This is a genomic window from Catenibacillus scindens (assembly GCF_014202115.1).
GTDB lineage: Bacteria > Bacillota > Clostridia > Lachnospirales > Lachnospiraceae > Catenibacillus > Catenibacillus scindens.
In genome coordinates, this window is record NZ_JACHFW010000008.1 from 95,882 (window position 1) to 114,987 (window position 19,106).

Here is a 19,106-nt window from a genome sequence, read left to right on the forward strand (position 1 = left end):
CCGGCAGGGATGGTGGGATGGTTTGCAAGCAGAAACATTTTTGACACATCTTCTTTTTATAATGAATCACAGAGGTGATACTAATGAAAAACAAATGGATACGTCTTGTCACTGTAATGGCCGCCACTTTGATCATCATGCTTGCCGGACGGGGGATCAGCCTTATCTTTTCGCCGGAACCCGCAGAAAAAGGTGCCCTTCTAAGGGGGGTTTTGGCCGCCGCCCGGCACAGTCCCACACCTGTAGCCGGACCGGACTGGGTCGTCAAAGATTATCTCATACCAAATCCCTACTCCCGCCCTCAGACCCCTCTGTCACAGGTCAATGGCATTGTTGTCCACTATGTTGGCAATCCGGGGACTACGGCCGAGGGCAACAAAAGTTATTTTGAACAGCTTGCCCAGACCGGCGAAACATACGCCAGCAGCCATTTTATCATCGGCCTCGACGGGGAAATCATTCAATGTATTCCTTTAAATGAAATTTCATACTGTTCAAACGAGCGCAACGATGATACGATCGCCATCGAGTGCTGCCACCCGGACGAGGGCGGACAATTTACTGAAGCTACATATAATTCCCTTCTCAGACTGACAAGCTGGCTGTGTCAGTCTTTTAGCCTGGACCCGTCTTCCGATGTGATCCGCCACTATGACGTCACAGGAAAAGAGTGCCCTCTGTATTATGTAAAGAATCCCCAGGCATGGCAGCAGTTTTTGTCCGATCTGTCAGCATTTGACCCGGAAACATAAACAAAGGGCAAAAAGCATATATTATATAAAATAATCCTGCCATTTTGGAGTATGACATGACGATCCATATTGTTCGCCAGGGGGATGACCTTGAGAGCATTGCCCGGACACACCGCATCCCCCTCTGGCTTCTTTTAATGCTCAACGGCCTTTCCGGCGATGAAACGCTGGTTCCAGGCCAGTCCCTTCTTATTCTGTATCCCCAAATCATCCACCACGTACGGGCCGGCGATACTCTCTACAAAATTGCCAGGCAGCACCATATTTCCCTTCGCACCCTTTATCAAAATAATCCTGGCCTTATCTTAAAGCCTTATATTTATCCGGGAGATCCTGTGGTGATCGCCTACAAAGACGCCCCCACAGACACTATCACTGTAAATGGCTACGCCTACCCTTTTATCCCTATTCCTCTGTTTACAGAAACACTTCCCTATCTCACCGGTTTTAATTCGTTTACTTACGAGCTTACCAATGACGGCCGTCTGGCCTTGCCGCCGGCAGATGAGATGCTCATTGATATGGCCTCTTTGGCCGGGGTGTTATCCTATATGGTCATCTCTAATCTTCGGGAACCAGACGGTTTTGATCCCCAGATTGCCCATGATATTCTCTCCCACCCCCGCCTGTGGCCTGGCCTTGCCGGTGAAATCCTGAGTGAAGTCCAGAAAAAGGGCTATGCCGGGGTAGACGTGGACTTTGAATATGTTATGCCCAAGGATCGGAAAGCATTTCCTGAATTTCTCGCATTTCTGAGAAGCTACCTGGCACCCTTGAAAAAATCTCTTTCTGTGGCTCTGGCAGCAAAAAACAGGGCCGATGCCTTGGAAAGTACCGTAGCCGGCCTTGATTATCAATCCATCGCCCAGTCTGTGGACTATGTGCTTTTAATGACTTATGAGTGGGGCTACGCCAGGGGCGAGCCGAGAGCCGTGGCTCCCCTGGATGAGGTGGAAAAAGTCCTTGATTTTGCCGTCACCCAAATACCCTCGCCAAAAATCCTCCTTGGCATTCCCAATTACGGCTATGACTGGCCTCTGCCCTATATTCCTGGAACAACCAGGGCAACTTCCATCAGCAATGTGGAGGCCGTAAACCTTGCCAGAACCTACCACTCAACTATCAAATTTGACGAGACTGCCCAGGCGCCGTGGCTGACCTACACATCACAGGGCACAGACCACATCGTCTGGTTTGAGGATGTTCGCAGTATCCGTGCAAAACTTTCCCTCATACACCGTTACCGCTTAAAAGGAGCCTGCTACTGGAATCTTATGCGTCCTTTTCCTCCCAACTGGCCCCTCGTCAGTGCTTTGTATAAGATCCGTCCCGACAATAGCAGTTCTCAAGGTCTGTAACCATAGACATATATTTATTTTTACAGTCTTCATACCGCCCTTCCCTGATCATGGAAATACAAGGGCGGATATACTTCTGATAAATCCCTTCGTAAATCCTGCCCCGGTCCGGACGGCTGTCGATGGCTCTGACCACCTCCGGCGCCCGAAGATAATATTCATCCACCAGGGCCGGACCGTTTTCAACGAGCATCAGCCAGTGATCCCTGTACTCCCTCAGACAGTTCAGTTCCTGGCAGTCATCGCCTTTTCCAAGGCTTTCACACACAGCCGTAGTAATATAGCAGAAACGCCGCTTTTTAAACCCGTTGGAAATCTGTTCATAGCTCCCTCTGTTAATGGGATGCTGGGGATACTGCTGACGCCACGCTTTCACAAGACAATCTGCCAGGGCATCGGTATACTGAGTCTTAAACTGGCTCACCGCAGGAACCACAAAGAGGGCCATGTACAGATTATCATCATAAAGGCGGACTTTTCTCTGCCGGGCCGGCGTCCGGGCAAGCCGTTCTTCTTCACAGGCAATAAATGCCCTGCTCACCTGATCCTGCACGTCTTCCAGAGCATCTTTCTCCAAAGTCCCGCAAAAATTCACATATTCCTGCATCAGATCTTTATACTGATCAAATAACTTTTGAAAGGCATCATCATATGTTTTTTTGCCAAACATTTTTGAACCGTCCACTTCATGTTCCATCATCCGGGCAAGATCCCTGGTTTTTGTAAATTCCATTATTACTGCCTCCTTACTCATACGTCAAAGAGAGCCGCCGCCATCGCTGGCGGCAGCTCTCTGCCAGTTGCCTCCACAGCTCAACTGATTCTTTAAAAAGCAACAGTTCAGCCATCCAGTGGACTGAACCATTGCTTTAAAAGTACTTTCTTGAACCCCACAAATTACTTTTCTTCAATTCAAGATATTCGTTGTAGGCTTTTTCTAAAATTTGCTTTTCGTTTGTGAATTTCAGCAGATGGTAAGCCTCATGGTACTTATAATAGCCGGAATCCACAAAATATTCTTCGCGCTGTGGTTTACTGAAATAGCTGTCCGCCATCATCAGATACCAGTGGACATCTTTGACAATCATGTCATGTGTCGTATTAAATGTGTACTGACTTTTACCGACATATTTTATAATCGCCGCTTTAACACCGGTTTCCTCCTTAACTTCACGAATGGCTGTTTCCCTGTATTCTTCACCGCTTTCTACAGTTCCCTTTGGCAACACCCAGCCTTCATATTTGTTACGGTAGTTTTTATACAAAAGAAGGATCTTGCCTCTGAAAATAACCACACCGCCACAGCTTGTTGCCTCCGTCATCGCCGTTCCTCCTGTCTCTTTTGGTGTGTTTTCCCACTATAAACAGTATACACTTTTTTGGCGTTTTTTACAAGGCTTCATTCACCAGGTACAGCTCCGGCTGGTTTAAATGCTTTTTTGAGAGCGCAGGTCAGTGAAAAATAACACTATTTCACATAGGCCGCGAATATCTGCTGGGCCACGGGAACTGCCACATAAGAACTGCTTGTGCTGGCGTTTTCCACAAGGACACAAATGGCGATCTGAGGATCCTCGGCCGGCGCGAAGCCGACAAACCAGGCGTTGTTTCCGTAATTGTCAATCTCAGCCGTACCAGTCTTGCCGGCCACGGTGTATCCAAGGCCGCTTAAAGCTGTAGCGGTTCCGCTCTGAGTCACCTGGATCATCATATCTGTCAGCAGGGACGCCTCCGATGAAGATATAAGATTTCCATAGCTCTGAGGCATATTTTTCTCCACTGTTGTCCCGTCACTGCTCTGCACGCTGTCCACCAGGTAAGGCTCCATGAGAACGCCGCCGTTGGCTATAGCGCTGGTGATCATAGCCGCATGCAGAGGGGTCATGGTCGTATTTCCCTGGCCGATGGCCGTGGCACCTTTAAGCCAGTCGCTGTCCGAACTGCTGAGAGAAAAACTGCTCTTAGCATGGGGAATCTGGGTAGGCAGACTCTGGTTAAACAAAAGGCTCTGGGCCAGTTGGGTAAATTGATCCGCGTCCAGGACGGTGCCAATATTGGCAAATGAAGCATTGCAGGAATTGGCAAAAGACTGAAACAAATTTTGCGTTCCGTGGATTGTCCCATGATAGCAGGAAAGTCCCTGGGTTTTGCCATTGCCATCGGACAACTGGATGCTACCCTGGCATGTATAGCTGTAGCCGTCATAGGAAGGATTTTCACGAATATACTCCAGAGCAGTACAAATCTTAAAAATGGACCCCGGTGTAAACAAACCGCTGGTGGCCTGATTAAGCAGACTTTTATTATTACTGTCAGAAATGATAGCGTCAAAATTAGCCTCCAAAGTATTCGGGTCATAATCCGGTTTGGACACCATGGCCAGCACCTTCCCTGTAGATGGTTCAATGGCGACCACTGCTCCCTGATTGGAACCAAGGGCGTTATAGGCCACCTGCTGCAGGGTTGTATCCAGGGTCGTGATCACGTCATCGCCGGGATTTTTCTCGTTCTGCAATTCATTAATAGCCTTTCGGAGAGGATTTATGTTGGACATGAGCAGCTCATTCTCACAGGACGCCTCAAGACCGGATTTGTTAATATCTGATGTCCCCACCACATGGGCGAACACATTGGCATAAGGATAATTGCGGATCTCCTGGCCGGAAGCGTCAGTAATCGTCTGGGCCAGCACTGATCCGTCAGCCGCCAGAATACGCCCACGGGAAGTTTTTTCCTGGAGCTGGGCAATATGGACATTGCCCGGACGGTTGATCACATCCTTGCTTTCCACAGCGTTGTAATATATAAAATATCCGATAGTTGTCAGAAAAATACAGATAAAGGCATACATGACCACAAGGATCTCCCTGTTTTTTACACCCTTAGGCTGTTTTTCCGACAAAGCCTTTACCTGCTTTTTCTCACGGCGCTGTTCCTGACGTTTGCTTTGAGGCTTTACTTCCTGATCATACTCATCCACAAATGAATCATAGCCGTCGTCACTGCCATCATCTGAGGCACCATAATAGTCATCGTCCTCCGGCGGCAGCTCAAAATAAGTATCATCGTCCCGCTCAGGGAACATGAAGGAATCCTGCTGTCCCTTATTGGAGCTGTCCCTGGTATTCCTGCTGTTCTTCATAGATCTGTGCCTCACTTTCTTTCTGTTTTAACAGGTATAGGCCCTGAATCACCGCAAAGGTAATGATCGTTGATAAAATGGAACTTCCGCCGTAGCTGATCAGCGGCAGGGTAACACCGGTATGGGGAATAAATTTGATCACACCGCCCACCGTCAAAAAAAGCTGAAAAGCGTAGGCCGCACTCAGGCCGATGGCCAGAAGTTTATAAAAAGGCCGGGTCAATTGAAGAGAAATATTGATAAACATAATAAAGCAGCTAATATATACCAGGAGTATACAGATGGCAAACAGGCCGCCAAGTTCCTCGCAGATGGCAGAGAAAATGAAATCCGATTCCACGATAGGAATATCTGTGGGAACTCCCTGGTAAAGCCCCATGCCAAACCACCCGCCGGTACCGATAGCGAAAAGAGACTGTGCAATCTGATAGCCTGTATTCTCATAATCAGACCATGGATTAAGCCACACCCGGACTCTGACCCGGACATGGCTAAATAGCCTGTAAGCTACCACCGATGCCGCCGCCAGCCCGCCGAATCCAATAGCCAGATACCTGGCTTTCTGACTGGCCACATAGACCAGAACAAGATAAGTCATAAAAAAGATTACCGCAGCACCAAGGTCATTTTCCGCCACCAGGATAAGAACAAAGGCGGCGGCAAAAATGGAGACAAACACCAGATACTTAAAGTCCGTCCGGCGGCAGAGCATCGCCGCGGCAAAAAACACGAAAATAACTTTCGCCAGCTCTGACGGCTGAAGACCGATGGGGCCGATCTGTATCCAGTTGGTAGCGCCGTTGGCTGAACGGCCGACAACGAAGACAGACGCCAGGACAAGAAGACACAAAACGCCGTAGACAATACCGAAACGCTCCAGCGTCCTTACCTTGGCAATAATTACCGGAATCACCAGAGCTACAGCCACACCAGCGACGGCAATACAAAACTGGCGGATCGCCAGATCAAAGTCCAGCCGGGTCAGCATGACAAAGCCGATCATCATTAAAAAGCACATATTATTTACAAGCAGCCGGCTGGCATGCTTATATATGGAACTGTACAGTCCAAGGGTGACGATAAAAAAGGCCACCTGAAAAATATAAAAGGCCAGCACAGCCAGAGTACGCTCATTGAGAAAAATCAGCAGATAGCACACAAAATGTATAAAGAACATAAGAATATTCTGGGTCATATACACAGACCCCCGGTCCCAGGCATGCTTCGACCGAAACACTGTAAAACATTTCATAGCATAAACCGCCGCCAGTATAATGAGCAGATATCTGGAAAGCTGTGTCATTAAATTAACCATAAGTCACCTGCCTATTCTACGCCCCGGTTAAAGTGACCGCGGGTAAAGTCTTTAAATATGTTTGCCCTGGGATTTTCTAAAATTCTCCGGATCATCTCAGGGGTTTCAAAAGTAAAATTAAATCTGACCGCCGCCGGCTGCAGACGGCCCACCTTATCCTCCATATCATAAAGGACCATGGGAAGACTGTTGTAGATCAGATTGTAGCAGTGGGAACAGACGGTGCGCACAGGAAAACTCTTACCGTATCGGTCTTTCAGCGAAAGCTCCCTGGGTGAATGGATACACTTCACTGTATTTTTATACAGGCACTGAGCAGTCACCATTAAAGGCATATACCCGTAGACAATCAGCTCACCGCCCCGGTAACAATCCTTCAAAAGCTCGGAATAATTCAGCTCCAAGGGCAGAGTTTCCCTGATTACGCCCAAGCTAAAATAATAATTCCGGGCACTGTGGTTCATAATGTAGAGGCTGGAATCGGACAGAATAAATCCGCTATTTTCCAACAACCCCTGTCCTTGTATAAACTCAAGGCTCTCCATATTACGCACAAGATATCCGTCCGGAGAACACTTTCTTAGTGTTTCTACGTATCCTTCCCACAGTTTTTGGCTGTTTTCCCGAAAAATGTGAGGCATGGCAATGACCGCTTTCTTTTTGGCATCCCGGATCTTCGCCACAGCATCTTCCCCGGCAGGACTGTCCATAAGCCAGGATTCCAGATAAATCTGGTCAAAATCTCCATATTTTAACAGGGTATCCACCATATCCAGCCGGCTGACAAGAGCTGTGCGCAAAGGCTTTTCGCCCCGGCTGTATGACTGTCTCTCAATCTTCCCGGAGATTGTCAGCGCCGCGCCGTCTGTACCTCTTAAATAGGGCTTGAGCATAGCCTCCGTCAGTGCTTCGATTCCCTCCCGGCGCAGATGGTTAATGGCCGTCAGCGGCAGATAGGCGTCCTCATCCATATAGATATCAAGGCTGTCCACATAAAAAGGCGTATTTCCAGTTTTTTTCAGCTTTTGGGAAACAACTTCTCTCGTAAGCGGCTGACTGGCAGCTTTCTCTGCCACGGGCCCCTCTACCTCCACTTTACAGTCACGGCATTCTAATTGGATTTTAGCAGGTAAATCTTTCAAAAGTGTGAATGAAACATAAATTTTTTCTTGATTTTTAACAGAAAAAAAACGATCCTGAATATCCCGCATAAGTGCCGAATTATACAGACGGTACACTTTGGATTTAGGTGATACGGCTGTGCCGAAAGATATGGAGACCTTCTGCCCAGGGCTATAATCCCGGTTCAGCGTCACCGTATGCTTATCTCCCGCCTTTTCCGCCATAAGGACATCTCCTGCGTTTAACGCTGTATCGGCTATAAAGATAATGTTTCCTCCCTGGCACTGGCTGACTGTCCCCACCAGACTTCCTCTATGGTTAGGGCGGGCCAGGGCCATCATGTTCCGGCCATTGCGCTGCTTATAATAACCGGAAGAAAAGCCGCCCCTGCAGTAGAGATCTTCCAGAGCGCGCAAATCTTTCGGGTCGACAGCATAGTTTTCTCTGCCCTTTTTCAGATATATATCTGCGTACTTCCGATACAAATAAGAGACAAAGGCGGCATATTCCGGCCGCTTCATCCGCCCCTCGATTTTAAATGAATCAATGCCCGCCTCACAGAGCATGGGGATATGCTCCAGGGTACAGAGATCTTTAGGACTTAAAAGATAGTTTTCCCCCTTGGTTCCCAGCATTTTCTTTTCTTCATAAAGAGTATAGGGCAGACGGCAGGGCTGGGCACACCGCCCTCGGTTTCCGCTCCGTCCCCCAAGCATACTGCTGAAAAGACACTGTCCGGAATAACAATAGCATAGGGCGCCATGGACAAAGCATTCAATCTCACCGCCAAAAGTATCTTTTATATGACGAATCTCCTCGATCCCCAATTCTCTGGCCAGCACAATCCGCTTAACCCCCAGGGCCTTTAGGGACTTTACATGGCCAGGAGAAACGACGGTCATCTGGGTGCTGGCATGAATGGGCAAATCGGGAAACCACTCCCGTATCCGGCACAAAGCTCCCATATCCTGAACAAGTACGGCGTCCAGCCCCCGCTCGTACAGAGGCGCCAGATAAGGATAGAGCTTGGTATTTAGTTCCTCCTCCTTCAGCAGCGTATTCACTGTCAAATATAGCCGCTTCCCGTGAATATGGGCGTAGTCTATAGCCGAGAGAAGTCCCGCAATATCCGGGTTATCGGCGTATGCTCTCGCCCCGAAGGCCGGTCCGCCCATATAAACCGCGTCGGCTCCGGCCATAAAAGCCCCGGTCATTCCCTCAAGGGAACCTGCCGGCGCAAGGATTTCAATATTTTTCATATATTTATCTCCTGAATAAAGTAACTGTTCAGTCCGCCTATTCCTGATGACTGACAGGAATGAATTAAGGAAGCAACTGTCTGGCCGTGCCATTCCTGATGGCTGAACTGTTGCTGAAAAAAAGTGCTGCATACAAAACATGCAACACCCCAAAACTATTTATGGTAAGCTTTCGTCTCAAGCTTGACGATCTGCTTTTGCAGCTCATTGATCTCCGCTTTAAGATTTTCAATCTCTTTTCCGGCTTCCTCAAGACGGATCTGGGACGAAATCAATTCATGTTTGAGATCATATTCAACTTTATCCTTATCCTCCATATCCTGTTCCAACAACTCAATCTGGCTTTTTGCCTTATAGTAGTCGTCAGCCATATTAAGTTCCAGAAGGATCTTTTGCATATCTGAATTAAGTCGGCGATAGTTGGGGGTATCGTTAAGCTCGGCCATTTTATTATTTATATATAAAGCGATCTTCTGAAGATACTCTTCGCCTTCGTAGCCGCTGAGAGTATAAACTTTACCGCCGATCACTACCTGTATATCTGTTTTTGATGACATTAAGCAGTCCTCCTAACCCTTTTTCTTCCTGAATAATTACTGTTCATCCGGTGAACAGCAACCCTGAATATACTTTATTATAAACGATACTTTAAAAAAGCACAAGACCGAAACTCTCAACTTCCCAATACCCCTGAACAGGTAGATACGCCTGTTTTGCCGGCCATTACTGGGGCGGTTTTCTCCCAAAATGCTCATAAGCCGCCGATGTCAGTGTTCTGCCTCTGGGCGTCCGGGACAGCAGACCGTTTTTAATCAGATAAGGCTCATAGACATCTTCCAGGGTGGATGCATCCTCGCCAATAGCCGCCGCCAGCGTATCCAATCCCACCGGTTTGCCGTCAAAGCGATCCATCATAGTCAGGATAATCGAACGGTCAATATGATCAAGCCCTAGCGAATCAATTTCAAGAAGATCAAGGGCTTGTGCCGCGATTGCCCCAGTAATCGCTCCGTCATAGCGCACCTGAGCATAATCCCGCACCCGTTTTAAAAGCCGGTTAGCCAGACGGGGCGTGCCTCTGGAACGCCGGGCCAGCTCCAGGGCGCCGTTGGCGTCAATATCCACATGGAGAAGATTTGCCGAGCGGCATATGATCTGGCTTAGCTCCTCCGGGCTGTAAAACTCAAGGCGGCTGACAACTCCAAACCGGTCTCTCAAAGGCGCTGTCAGAAGGCCGGCCCGGGTCGTGGCACCCACCAAGGTGAATCTTGGAAGATCCAGGCGCACAGACCGGGCTGTGGCCCCCTTCCCAATCATAATGTCAATGGCAAAGTCTTCCATGGCAGGGTAGAGAACCTCCTCCACCTGACGATTCAGGCGATGGATCTCATCAATAAACAGCAGATCCCCCTCTGACAAACTGTTTAAAACAGCGGCAATCTCTCCGGGCTTCTCAATAGCCGGTCCGCTGGTCACCTTTAAATTCACGTGCATCTCATTGGCAATGATCCCGGCCAGAGTTGTCTTTCCTAGTCCGGGAGGGCCGTAAAACAGCACATGATCCAGTGGTTCCTGGCGCTGCCGGGCCGCCTCTATATAGATTTTTAACGTCTCCTTGGCCTTAGTCTGCCCGATATAGTCTTTGAGCATCTTCGGCCTGAGATTATTTTCAATTTTAATATCTTCTTCGACAAGTTCTGTTGTTATAATCCGCCGATTCATAACATCCTCCAGCTTTCATAGTATGAGACAAGCGACAAAAGGTCATGCGGGCTGCGCTTGCGCAGGCAAGCATGGCTTTGTGGCGCGCAAAACACCGAAAAGCAGTCATTTTTCGCAGAAAAATGAGCGGATTTGAGGTGTTTTTAGGATTGCGGGAGTACGAAGTGCGGAGCAATCCGTGTCTCATGCCCATTTGTCGGGCAACTCATAGTATATTGATCAGCGACGGCAACCCGCTCCCCGGCGCTGCTCCCTCTTTAAAAAGGGGTGTCACAGAGTCAACACTTGCTTCAATGCCGCTTTCAAAATAGCGTCACTGGTCATCTGGGGCGTAATCTGGCACCGGGAAAGAGCCTGGAGTGCCTGGGTCTGGCTGTAGCCCAAAGCCACCATAGCCAGAAGAGCTTCATTTTTACTTTCTGAGGCGCCGTCCTCCAAATCCACCGGCGCAGCGGCGGCTTCTTCCAGGGAATCTTCCAGATGTATTTTATCTTTAAGCTCAATAATCAACTTTTGTGCCGTCTTTCTTCCGATCCCCGGCGCGCTGGATATGGTCTTGACATCTTCCGACAAAATGGCAAAGCGCAGGGCATCGGGGGAAATGGTGGACAGTATCCCCAAAGCTCCCTTTGGGCCGATACCATTGACCGTGATCAGAAGACGAAATATAGTCAGGTCATCCCGGTTCAGAAAGCCGTACAGACACAAATTATCTTCCCGCACATACAGGTATGTATAAATTTTAACCTCACTCCCACGGGGCGGCATCTGGCTGAGTACTGAGGCGGGGACAAACACTTCATAGCCCATTCCGTTATGTTCCAGGATAACGGAATCTGCCCGGATCTGATCAATCTGGCCTTTAATATATGCGATCATAGAATTCTCCTTTTTCATTCAGCTAATCAAACATCAGTTCTATTATATGGGATTTCCTCCGGGAAGTCAACCACCGCCAGACGCCGTCAGAGATTTCAAACAACCGTTCAGCCATCAGGAAGAAGACAGCCTAAACTGTTATGATTTCGGTCCTTGTGTTTCCCTCTTATATCTTCTATAATAAATGACAGGTCGCACCGCTGCCCCTTAAATTATTTCAACCGGGCTTTTTCGGGGTACGGAGAAAACGATTTCCATTGTAAAAATGCCGCCATTTCACCAATTTTCTGCTTTTACAGCGGACACTCACACCGGAGGTCTTTATGCTTACACGCACATACAATATTACATGGGAAGATTTTCCCGGCAACCGCCGGATCATCTCCCGTCTCACAGAACAAACCCCGTTTCTCCAGAGGGGACTTTTTTTCGATATAGAAACCACAGGATTTTCCGCTGAGAAAAACGCCCTCTATCTTATTGGATGCTGCCGCTTTACCGGCCGTTCCTGGCAGATCACTCAGTGGCTTGCCGGCAATGAAAGCCCAGAGGAACAGCGCCTTGTCCTGGAAAGCTTTTTAGGACAGCTCACACCGGGAGATCTGCTCATCTCCTATAATGGGAGTACTTTTGATCTGACCTTTCTTGAAAAAAAAAGCCGTCAGCTCTCTATACAGGAAAATCTCACGTCTTTTGACCATGTGGATCTGTACAAGGATCTTCGCCCATTAAAAAACTTTTTACATCTGAATGATCTTAAACTGAAAACCGTGGAGCGCTTTCTTGGCATTTTCAGGGAAGACACTTATTCCGGAGGCGCCCTTATACCTGTGTTTAAAAGTTACGCCCGCACTCATACCCATGCCGAGGAAGAAACGCTCCTTCTCCACAACTATGAAGATATCCAGGATTTGCTCTACATACTTCCTGTGCTGGCCTACAAAAACATCTTTCTTGACGGGCAATTTATCATTAATGGAAGCCTAAGAATTGACGGTGAAACGCCTGCAATCCAGTGGACCCTCACCGGGGACACCCCCCTGCCGGTATCTCTGCCGCGAACAAGTCTTTCTCTGGCCGGCCTATGTTCCTTAAAAACGCCCCTGGACGCTGTCCTTGAAACCAGAGATGGTCAGATTTTCCTCACCCTGCCGCTGATTCGGGAGGAACTGAAATATTTTTATCCCAACTATCAGGATTACTACTATCTCCCCCAGGAGGACTGCGCCATCCATAAAAGCGTGGCCGCTTTTGTGGACAAAAAATTCCGCCGGAAAGCTACTGCCAAAAACTGCTACATAAAAAAAGCAGGGGAATTTCTTCCCCAGCCTGGAGAAAAGATTTCGCCTGCTTTTAAAATACATTTTGACGACCGGCTCAACTGGTTTGAATATTGCGCAAAACAGAACTTTTCAGAAGAACTTCACGCCTGTCTCCAGGCTTACCTGCGCTTCTTTGTCCTGGGAAGTTTCTGAGTTTTATCGGAAACTCCGGGGAGCTTTTGCGTTTTCTTGGAAACTTCTGGAAGCTTCTGGGTATCGTCCATCGTCTGGCGATCCGTCCCCCTCTGAGTATGAGTCACAGCCTTTTCCCCATGCCGGTCTTTGCCGCTTCCGGTCCGTGGATTCTTTTTTTCACTGTAAGCCCGGATAGCATCGGCGGCGTTGATGACAGCATCCTGAACAGTATCCTCGGACACCTGGGCAGCCGCCCGGCGATGCTCAATCACCTTTGCATAAGACTTCTTTTTGGATTGCTTTGTCAAACCAGAAACAAAATCCTCATAATCATCGTGGAAAATCCATGGAGCCAGGCTGCACACGGCCTTCCAGCCTTCCTCCATCATTCCCGCCTTTTTCCCTTTCACTGTACAGCAGTATTTTTGAAACTTCCTATCATAGAAAATCACATCATACTGAACCAGCTCATCGCTCCCCGCGTAATAGGCTTTCCCAAAACATGCCGCCAGATCACGAATCCGCAGGATCTTTACAGAAGGATTCCATGAACGGATAGAGAGAAGGATAAAATGGCGGGTGATAAACATATAATGATCAAAAAACAACGTCTGTTCATCTTCCAGCTCCTGAAAAAACTCAGCCCTTTCTTCCAGAGATACCTTTTTGAAAATCAGGTTTTCAAACCCAAAGGCTTTGACGAGAAAAAACAGGCCCATAAGTAAAATCAGAACACAGGCAATGATCCCGAAAATATAAGCATAGACACTGGCCGGATCATAAATCTGGATCATTTCAGACAAAACAGCGTACAAAACTCCAGCGCCAAAAAGAAGGAGCGCCGTGCCAATGATCAGATGTATCACATAATTTCTGAGTTTAACAAGGCTGTATTTTTCCATAATCCACCTCATATTTCAGACCCGCTTGGGAGTCCTGGCGCGGGATTCGGGTCAGCGTCATCTGGACACTCTCCGATCCAAATCCCTTCATTTTTGCGTTGCCCATTCATGTTTAAAAAGCAGAAATATTTATAACAAACGACAAATATATTTGTCGTTTACTATAACCGCTCCGGGGAAATGCGCACGTTTTTGCAAGGAAAGATCTGCACTTTGCGCAGCAAAAACCGACGCAGAAAACGTCATAGTCAAATACCCCGCAGCAAGCTACGGGGCATCAAACTTGCAGCGAAGCAGAGCTGCGGGGTATTTGACCCTCGCGGCAGTCGCCAAATGGACATGCAAGCATGTCCGCTTGGCTCGTTGCCCGCGGGAATAAAAAATATTATGACGTTTTCTGTAATTATATTCCTGCTTTTTTAACCGGTCCAAGGCCCGGCACTTAATCGGATTTATTATTCCACTTCAGCGGTCTCTTCATCCTGTTTCTGGGCATTTTCCAGCGCTTTAATACTCAGGCTGATCTTGTGATCTGCCTCATTAAAATCTACAACTTTCGCTGTGATCTCCTGGCCTACAGATAACACATCGGATGGCTTGTCCACATGATCTCTGGAAATCTGAGAAACGTGGAGAAGAGCGTCAACGCCCGGCTCAAGTTCGACGAAAGCTCCGAAATCAGTCATTCTTGCCACTTTGCCTTCAACAACGTTGCCTACGGCATATTTCTCAGCGGCTGTGAGCCACGGATTTGTCTCAGGGAATTTCAGACTTAAAGCAATCTTATCACCCTGGATATCTTTGATCAGAACTTTAATATCATCGCCAACCTTTAAGAATTTCTTAGGGTTGTCCACACGGCCCCAGGACATCTCGGAAATATGGAGAAGTCCGTCTGCGCCGCCCAGGTCGATAAATGCGCCGAAATCTGTGATATTCTTAACTTTTCCTTCAACAATCATACCATCGGAAATTCTGGACAGAAGTTCTTGCTGGCGCTGGGCCTTCTCTGCGAGAAGGAGCTGTTTGCGGTCACCGATGATGCGGCGCTTTCTCGGATTAAACTCGCTGATCACAAAGGAAATCTCCTGGCCATCATATTTGGAAAGATTCTTCTCATAAACATCGGAAACAAGGCTTGCTGGAATAAACACACGTGTTTCTTCCACAACAACGCTTAATCCGCCATCCAGAACCTGAGCCACCTTGGCTGTAAGTACTTCATGGTTTTCATAAGCCTCTTCCAGTCTCTTGTTGCCCTTCTCAGCGGCAAGTCTCTTGTAAGTCAGGAGTACCTGGCCCTCGCCGTCGTTGACTTTAAGCACTTTCGCCTGAAGGGTATCGCCAACATGGACAACTTCTCTAAGGTCAAGGTTTGGTGTGTTGGAATATTCATTTCTTGTGATGATTCCGTCTGCTTTGTAACCTATATTTAAGATAATCTCGTCTTCTTTGACGTCGATTACGGTACCTTCCACGACTTCTCCTGTTCTAATAGTTTTCAATGATGCCTCCAGTAATTGTTCAAAACTCATTTCAGACATGCTTTATGAACCTCCTCGATAATATTATTTGGGGTGGATGCCCCTGCGGTAATACCTACATTACTCATAGATTTTACTTGCGCTAGATCTAAGTCATTAAGTGTCTGTATATAGTAAGTATTTTCACATTCATTTTTACAAATCTCAAATAACTTCTGAGTATTTGAGCTATGCCGGCCGCCAATGACGATCATGGCATCGACATTCGCCGCAATCTGTCTCGCCTCGGACTGCCGCTCCTCTGTGGCGTTACAGATAGTATTTAAACATCTTATATCATAACCTTTTTTTGAAATAATTTCAACTAATTCTTGAAATTTATTGTAATTAAATGTCGTTTGTGATACAATGCACAACTTTTCAGACGCCGGAGCGTGAAAACTATCCGCTTCGTCAATAGTTTCGATCACTGTAGCCGGCGTTTTACACCATCCTTTAATAGCCTCCACTTCCGGATGTCTGTTATTTCCTATTATAATAATGTGCCGTCCCTCTTCCGACTGGGCTTCAACAATTCTGTGGATCTTCTTTACAAAAGGACAAGTGGCATCCACAATGCGGACGCCTTTTTTTTCCAGGGCCTCATAGACATTCCGGGAAATCCCGTGAGAGCGGATCACAACCGCCGCCCCAGGAACAAGACGCTCATCGTCAATGCTCTCAACAACCTGCACGCCTCTCTCCTTTAAATCTTCCACCACAGCTTCATTGTGTATAATCGGTCCATATGTAAAAACCGGCAAACCTCCGATTTCATCATAAACCATATGCACAGCCCGCTTTACGCCAAAACAAAAGCCGGCGGTTTTCGCAAGGGTTACTTTCATAGACAGACGTCTCCTTTATTCGCTTTTTCATAGAGATTCATGATAGACTGAATCACCTGGGGAATATCCAAATCGGATGTATCCAGATAAACGGCGTCCTCAGCCTGCCTAAGCGGGGCGATGGCACGGGTCATGTCGCTCTCGTCCCGCTGGCGGATATCCAAAGCAACGGTTTCCAGGGACGCCTTTTCTCCCTTTTCACACAGCTCATCGTAACGACGTTTTGCCCGGGCCTCCACACTGGCTGTCAGGTAGATTTTCAACGGAGCGTCCGGAAGGATATTGGTTCCGATATCTCTGCCATCCATGATCACGTCAGAATTTTGGGCCAACGATCTTTGAAGTCCGAGAAGCTTTTCCCGGACAAAAGGATAGGCGCTGATAGCTGAAGCCATCTTTCCCACCTCTTCCCGGCGAAGCTGTGATGTGACGTTTTCCTTATTTAAAAAGACCTGCTGCACACCTGAGTCATCGTAATCCAGACTCACCTGGATCTGATCCAGCAGCTCCTTTATTTTCTCACTTTCCCCTGCGTCGATATGACGCCGGATAAAAAACAATGCCAAAGCCCGGTACATAGCTCCTGTATCTACATATATAAAGCCCAGCTTTTGGGCCACAGCTTTAGCCACTGTACTTTTTCCGGCTCCAGCCGGGCCATCTATAGCAATATTAAAACCCATATTACTTTCCTCCTAAACGTTTGAGCCGGCCAGCCATCCGCTGGACCATGCGATCTGTAAATTAAATCCGCCAGTGAGGGCGTCCAGATCCAAAACTTCCCCGGCAAAATAAAGGCCCAAAACCTTGCGTGATTCCATAGTGGACGGATTGATCTCCCTGACAGAAACGCCGCCATGGGTAATGATAGCTTCATTATATCCCCGTGTACTTTCCACAGTCATGGACAGATGTTTTAAAACATGTACAAGCTTCTGGCGCTCTCCACGGCTGATCTCATTTACCGGCTTCTTCCTGTCAATCCCCGAAAGTTCCACGACCACCGGGATCATTTTTGAGGGAAGAAGACCGGATAAACTGTTGGAAAACCATTTATTTTTATTGTCCCCAAAATCTCTCAAAATTCTGGCATCCAACTGCTGTTCATCCAGAGCCGGCTTGAGATCAATGGACAATGTCACCGGCTGGCCCAATTTCAAGGCTGCCAGGACATAGGCGCTCCCGGACAAGATCAGTGGACCGCTGACGCCAAAATGGGTAAAAAGCATTTCTCCCCTGGCATCATAGAGCTTTTTCTTTCCCGATGTTAATGTCACCTGCACATTTTTCAAAGACAGCCCCTGAAGGGCCTGGCACCAAGGTTCTCGAATATTTAAAGGGACCAGGGAAGGCATGGTCGGAGTGATCTTGTGTCCCGCCCCTTCGGCAAATCTATAGCCGTCACCGGTGGAACCGGTAGCCGGATAGGAAAGACCTCCTGTGGCCACAACAACGCTGTCGGCCTCCATCATCTGGGTTTTAGAACCCTGCTCAAAAACTACACCTGTCACTTTCTGATCATCCATTAAAAGCTGAACAGCGGTACTGTTTAAATGGACGCTGACCTTTAACCGATCCATCTCCCTGGAAAGAACTCTAATCACATCGGAGGATTTGTCAGACACAGGGAACACCCGGTTTCCCCGCTCTGTCTTCAGGGCAAGTCCCTCCGCCTCAAGAAATGCCATCATATCCTGGCTGTTAAAGGCGTAAAAAGCGCTGTACAAAAATCTGGGATTGGAAATCACATTTTGCAGAAGGGTTTCCACATCACAGTTATTGGTCACATTACAGCGGCCTTTTCCTGTGATAAACAACTTTTTCCCCAGCTTCTCATTTTTTTCCAGGACATGAACGTTATGTCCCTGGCGTGCGGCTGCAATGGCTGCCATCATTCCGGCGGCGCCGCCGCCGATGATCACGATTTTCTTTTTCATAATCCGGATAACTCCTCACTATCCTGAGAAGTTTTGTATACTCCATATTCTTCCCAGATATTTTCCAGTGTACGCATAGTATCCATAACTTTTTCTTTATTTTTAAGGCTCAGGGCTGTGATCAAGGCATTGATCACGCTTAAAGGGGCCACAAGTGAATCCGCGATGGAGGCCATATTGCTCTCGGCAAAAAGGTTATACCGGGCATACTCCACCATAGGGGAGGCCGCGCTGTCTGTGAGAGCGATGCCTACGGCGCCCCGCTTTCTTGAATACTCCATAACTCTCACCGTGTCCATGGAATATCTGGGAAAACTGATGCCTATGATCACGTCATGTTCCCCGATGCGGTGGACATCCTCCATAGATTCCGCCAGACTGTCTGAACTGATAATCCTCACATTATCAAAAATATAATTCAGATAATAATAGAAGAAACGTGCAAGCACCTCGGAACTTCTTCCGCCTACAATATAGATCCTCCGGCTGGCGCAGATGGCCTCCACAGCTTTATTAAACTCCTCCCGGTCAAGAGCCTCCAACGTCTGCTTTATATTATCATAATCCCCCCGAAGCACCGTTTCCACAATATCGCTGTCTTCCACCCGGTCATTGGTCAGAGTCATCCTCTGAATGGAATTAAGCCGGTTTTTTACGATCTCCTCCAAAGCTCTCTGAAACTGAGGATATCCTTTAAAACCAAGTTCTGTGGCAAAGCGTACCACCGTGGATTCACTGACGCCCACAATACTTCCAAGCTTTGCCGCTGTCAGGTGAACCGCCTTGTCATAATTTTCGCAAATATAATTGGCGATTCTTTTCTGCCCTTTGCTAAAAGTTTTATAGGAATCCTCTATTTTTTTCAGCAGATCTGCCGCAACTTCCATCTC

General features: G+C 47.7%; 17 protein-coding genes. 3 read left to right on the forward strand and 14 right to left on the reverse strand.

Annotation, left to right across the window (positions count from 1 at the left end; translation table 11 throughout):
• Window positions 1-83 precede the first annotated feature (83 nt).
• Together HNP82_RS10740 and HNP82_RS10745 are read left to right on the forward strand one after the other, a co-directional pair.
• Window positions 84-752, forward strand: a complete 669-nt coding sequence (locus HNP82_RS10740) for a peptidoglycan recognition protein family protein (RefSeq protein WP_243164739.1) — start codon at window positions 84-86, stop codon at window positions 750-752.
• A 56-nt stretch (window positions 753-808) separates the two neighbouring features.
• Window positions 809-2,110 (forward strand): glycosyl hydrolase family 18 protein, encoded by a 1,302-nt coding sequence (locus tag HNP82_RS10745; RefSeq protein ID WP_183774375.1) that lies wholly within the window; start codon window positions 809-811, stop codon window positions 2,108-2,110.
• On the opposite strand, the gene HNP82_RS10750 is transcribed toward HNP82_RS10745, so the two are convergent.
• The 8 genes from HNP82_RS10750 to ruvA form a co-directional block, all read right to left on the reverse strand.
• On the reverse strand, window positions 2,058-2,843 hold the full coding sequence (locus tag HNP82_RS10750) for a CFI-box-CTERM domain-containing protein (protein WP_183774378.1): 786 nt from the start codon (window positions 2,841-2,843) through the stop codon (window positions 2,058-2,060). The two genes, HNP82_RS10745 and HNP82_RS10750, sit on opposite strands and share 53 nt — an antisense overlap.
• A 136-nt stretch (window positions 2,844-2,979) precedes the next feature.
• Window positions 2,980-3,432 (reverse strand): NUDIX hydrolase, encoded by a 453-nt coding sequence (locus HNP82_RS10755; RefSeq protein WP_183774381.1) that lies wholly within the window; start codon window positions 3,430-3,432, stop codon window positions 2,980-2,982.
• 146 nt (window positions 3,433-3,578) lie between these two features.
• Entirely contained in the window at window positions 3,579-5,252 is a 1,674-nt protein-coding gene (locus tag HNP82_RS10760) for a peptidoglycan D,D-transpeptidase FtsI family protein (protein WP_183774384.1), read from the reverse strand.
• Window positions 5,215-6,567: an FtsW/RodA/SpoVE family cell cycle protein gene (locus tag HNP82_RS10765; RefSeq protein ID WP_183774387.1), complete on the reverse strand. Its 1,353-nt coding sequence runs from the start codon at window positions 6,565-6,567 to the stop codon at window positions 5,215-5,217. Before HNP82_RS10765 ends, HNP82_RS10760 begins: the two co-directional genes overlap by 38 nt.
• An 11-nt stretch (window positions 6,568-6,578) precedes the next feature.
• Complete coding sequence (locus HNP82_RS10770; protein ID WP_183774390.1) at window positions 6,579-8,948, reverse strand: U32 family peptidase; 2,370 nt, start codon at window positions 8,946-8,948, stop codon at window positions 6,579-6,581.
• Window positions 8,949-9,103: 155 nt separating this feature from the next.
• Window positions 9,104-9,505, reverse strand: coding sequence for a cell division protein ZapA (gene zapA / locus HNP82_RS10775; protein ID WP_183774392.1), 402 nt, complete (start codon window positions 9,503-9,505; stop codon window positions 9,104-9,106).
• A gap of 166 nt (window positions 9,506-9,671) precedes the next feature.
• Window positions 9,672-10,670 carry a Holliday junction branch migration DNA helicase RuvB gene (ruvB, locus tag HNP82_RS10780; protein ID WP_183774397.1) on the reverse strand — a complete coding sequence of 333 codons (999 nt, stop codon included), beginning with the start codon at window positions 10,668-10,670 and terminating at the stop codon, window positions 9,672-9,674.
• Between the two features lie 270 nt (window positions 10,671-10,940).
• Window positions 10,941-11,549 (reverse strand): Holliday junction branch migration protein RuvA, encoded by a 609-nt coding sequence (gene ruvA, locus HNP82_RS10785; RefSeq protein WP_183774400.1) that lies wholly within the window; start codon window positions 11,547-11,549, stop codon window positions 10,941-10,943.
• A gap of 323 nt (window positions 11,550-11,872) precedes the next feature.
• On the opposite strand from ruvA, the gene HNP82_RS10790 reads away from it, so the two are divergent.
• Complete coding sequence (locus HNP82_RS10790; RefSeq protein WP_183774403.1) at window positions 11,873-13,024, forward strand: ribonuclease H-like domain-containing protein; 1,152 nt, start codon at window positions 11,873-11,875, stop codon at window positions 13,022-13,024.
• On the opposite strand, the gene HNP82_RS10795 is transcribed toward HNP82_RS10790, so the two are convergent.
• The 6 genes from HNP82_RS10795 to HNP82_RS10820 all read right to left on the reverse strand — a co-directional run bounded on the left by HNP82_RS10795 (window position 12,991) and on the right by HNP82_RS10820 (window position 19,103).
• Window positions 12,991-13,908: a hypothetical protein gene (locus HNP82_RS10795; RefSeq protein ID WP_183774406.1), complete on the reverse strand. Its 918-nt coding sequence runs from the start codon at window positions 13,906-13,908 to the stop codon at window positions 12,991-12,993. The genes HNP82_RS10790 and HNP82_RS10795 overlap by 34 nt on opposite strands.
• Before the next feature lie 455 nt (window positions 13,909-14,363).
• Window positions 14,364-15,452 carry a 30S ribosomal protein S1 gene (gene rpsA / locus HNP82_RS10800; protein WP_183774409.1) on the reverse strand — a complete coding sequence of 363 codons (1,089 nt, stop codon included), beginning with the start codon at window positions 15,450-15,452 and terminating at the stop codon, window positions 14,364-14,366.
• The gene (gene ispH, locus HNP82_RS10805; protein ID WP_183774415.1) at window positions 15,440-16,279 is read right to left on the reverse strand and encodes a 4-hydroxy-3-methylbut-2-enyl diphosphate reductase; all 840 of its coding nucleotides are present in this window, start codon (window positions 16,277-16,279) and stop codon (window positions 15,440-15,442) included. Before ispH ends, rpsA begins: the two co-directional genes overlap by 13 nt.
• On the reverse strand, window positions 16,276-16,962 hold the full coding sequence (gene cmk, locus HNP82_RS10810; protein WP_183774418.1) for a (d)CMP kinase: 687 nt from the start codon (window positions 16,960-16,962) through the stop codon (window positions 16,276-16,278). Before cmk ends, ispH begins: the two co-directional genes overlap by 4 nt.
• 12 nt (window positions 16,963-16,974) lie before the next feature.
• Complete coding sequence (locus tag HNP82_RS10815; protein ID WP_183774421.1) at window positions 16,975-18,216, reverse strand: BaiN/RdsA family NAD(P)/FAD-dependent oxidoreductase; 1,242 nt, start codon at window positions 18,214-18,216, stop codon at window positions 16,975-16,977.
• Window positions 18,213-19,103, reverse strand: coding sequence for a MurR/RpiR family transcriptional regulator (locus HNP82_RS10820; protein ID WP_183774425.1), 891 nt, complete (start codon window positions 19,101-19,103; stop codon window positions 18,213-18,215). The genes HNP82_RS10815 and HNP82_RS10820 overlap by 4 nt, the downstream gene beginning before the upstream one ends.
• Window positions 19,104-19,106: the final 3 nt, after the last annotated feature.

What these genes read in the sequence shown, in the direction of transcription:
- HNP82_RS10755 (WP_183774381.1), bottom strand. Translation starts at nt 3,432, where the DNA reads ATGACGGAGGCAACAAGCTGTGGCGGTGTGGTTATTTTCAGAGGCAAG.
- cmk (WP_183774418.1), bottom strand. Translation starts at nt 16,962, where the DNA reads ATGGGTTTTAATATTGCTATAGATGGCCCGGCTGGAGCCGGAAAAAGT.
- HNP82_RS10795 (WP_183774406.1), bottom strand. Translation starts at nt 13,908, where the DNA reads ATGGAAAAATACAGCCTTGTTAAACTCAGAAATTATGTGATACATCTG.
- ispH (WP_183774415.1), bottom strand. Translation starts at nt 16,279, where the DNA reads ATGAAAGTAACCCTTGCGAAAACCGCCGGCTTTTGTTTTGGCGTAAAG.
- HNP82_RS10760 (WP_183774384.1), bottom strand. Translation starts at nt 5,252, where the DNA reads ATGAAGAACAGCAGGAATACCAGGGACAGCTCCAATAAGGGACAGCAG.
- rpsA (WP_183774409.1), bottom strand. Translation starts at nt 15,452, where the DNA reads ATGTCTGAAATGAGTTTTGAACAATTACTGGAGGCATCATTGAAAACT.
- ruvA (WP_183774400.1), bottom strand. Translation starts at nt 11,549, where the DNA reads ATGATCGCATATATTAAAGGCCAGATTGATCAGATCCGGGCAGATTCC.
- HNP82_RS10815 (WP_183774421.1), bottom strand. Translation starts at nt 18,216, where the DNA reads ATGAAAAAGAAAATCGTGATCATCGGCGGCGGCGCCGCCGGAATGATG.
- HNP82_RS10770 (WP_183774390.1), bottom strand. Translation starts at nt 8,948, where the DNA reads ATGAAAAATATTGAAATCCTTGCGCCGGCAGGTTCCCTTGAGGGAATG.
- zapA (WP_183774392.1), bottom strand. Translation starts at nt 9,505, where the DNA reads ATGTCATCAAAAACAGATATACAGGTAGTGATCGGCGGTAAAGTTTAT.
- HNP82_RS10790 (WP_183774403.1), top strand. Translation starts at nt 11,873, where the DNA reads ATGCTTACACGCACATACAATATTACATGGGAAGATTTTCCCGGCAAC.
- HNP82_RS10750 (WP_183774378.1), bottom strand. Translation starts at nt 2,843, where the DNA reads ATGGAATTTACAAAAACCAGGGATCTTGCCCGGATGATGGAACATGAA.
- HNP82_RS10820 (WP_183774425.1), bottom strand. Translation starts at nt 19,103, where the DNA reads ATGGAAGTTGCGGCAGATCTGCTGAAAAAAATAGAGGATTCCTATAAA.
- HNP82_RS10740 (WP_243164739.1), top strand. Translation starts at nt 84, where the DNA reads ATGAAAAACAAATGGATACGTCTTGTCACTGTAATGGCCGCCACTTTG.
- HNP82_RS10765 (WP_183774387.1), bottom strand. Translation starts at nt 6,567, where the DNA reads ATGGTTAATTTAATGACACAGCTTTCCAGATATCTGCTCATTATACTG.
- ruvB (WP_183774397.1), bottom strand. Translation starts at nt 10,670, where the DNA reads ATGAATCGGCGGATTATAACAACAGAACTTGTCGAAGAAGATATTAAA.
- HNP82_RS10745 (WP_183774375.1), top strand. Translation starts at nt 809, where the DNA reads ATGACGATCCATATTGTTCGCCAGGGGGATGACCTTGAGAGCATTGCC.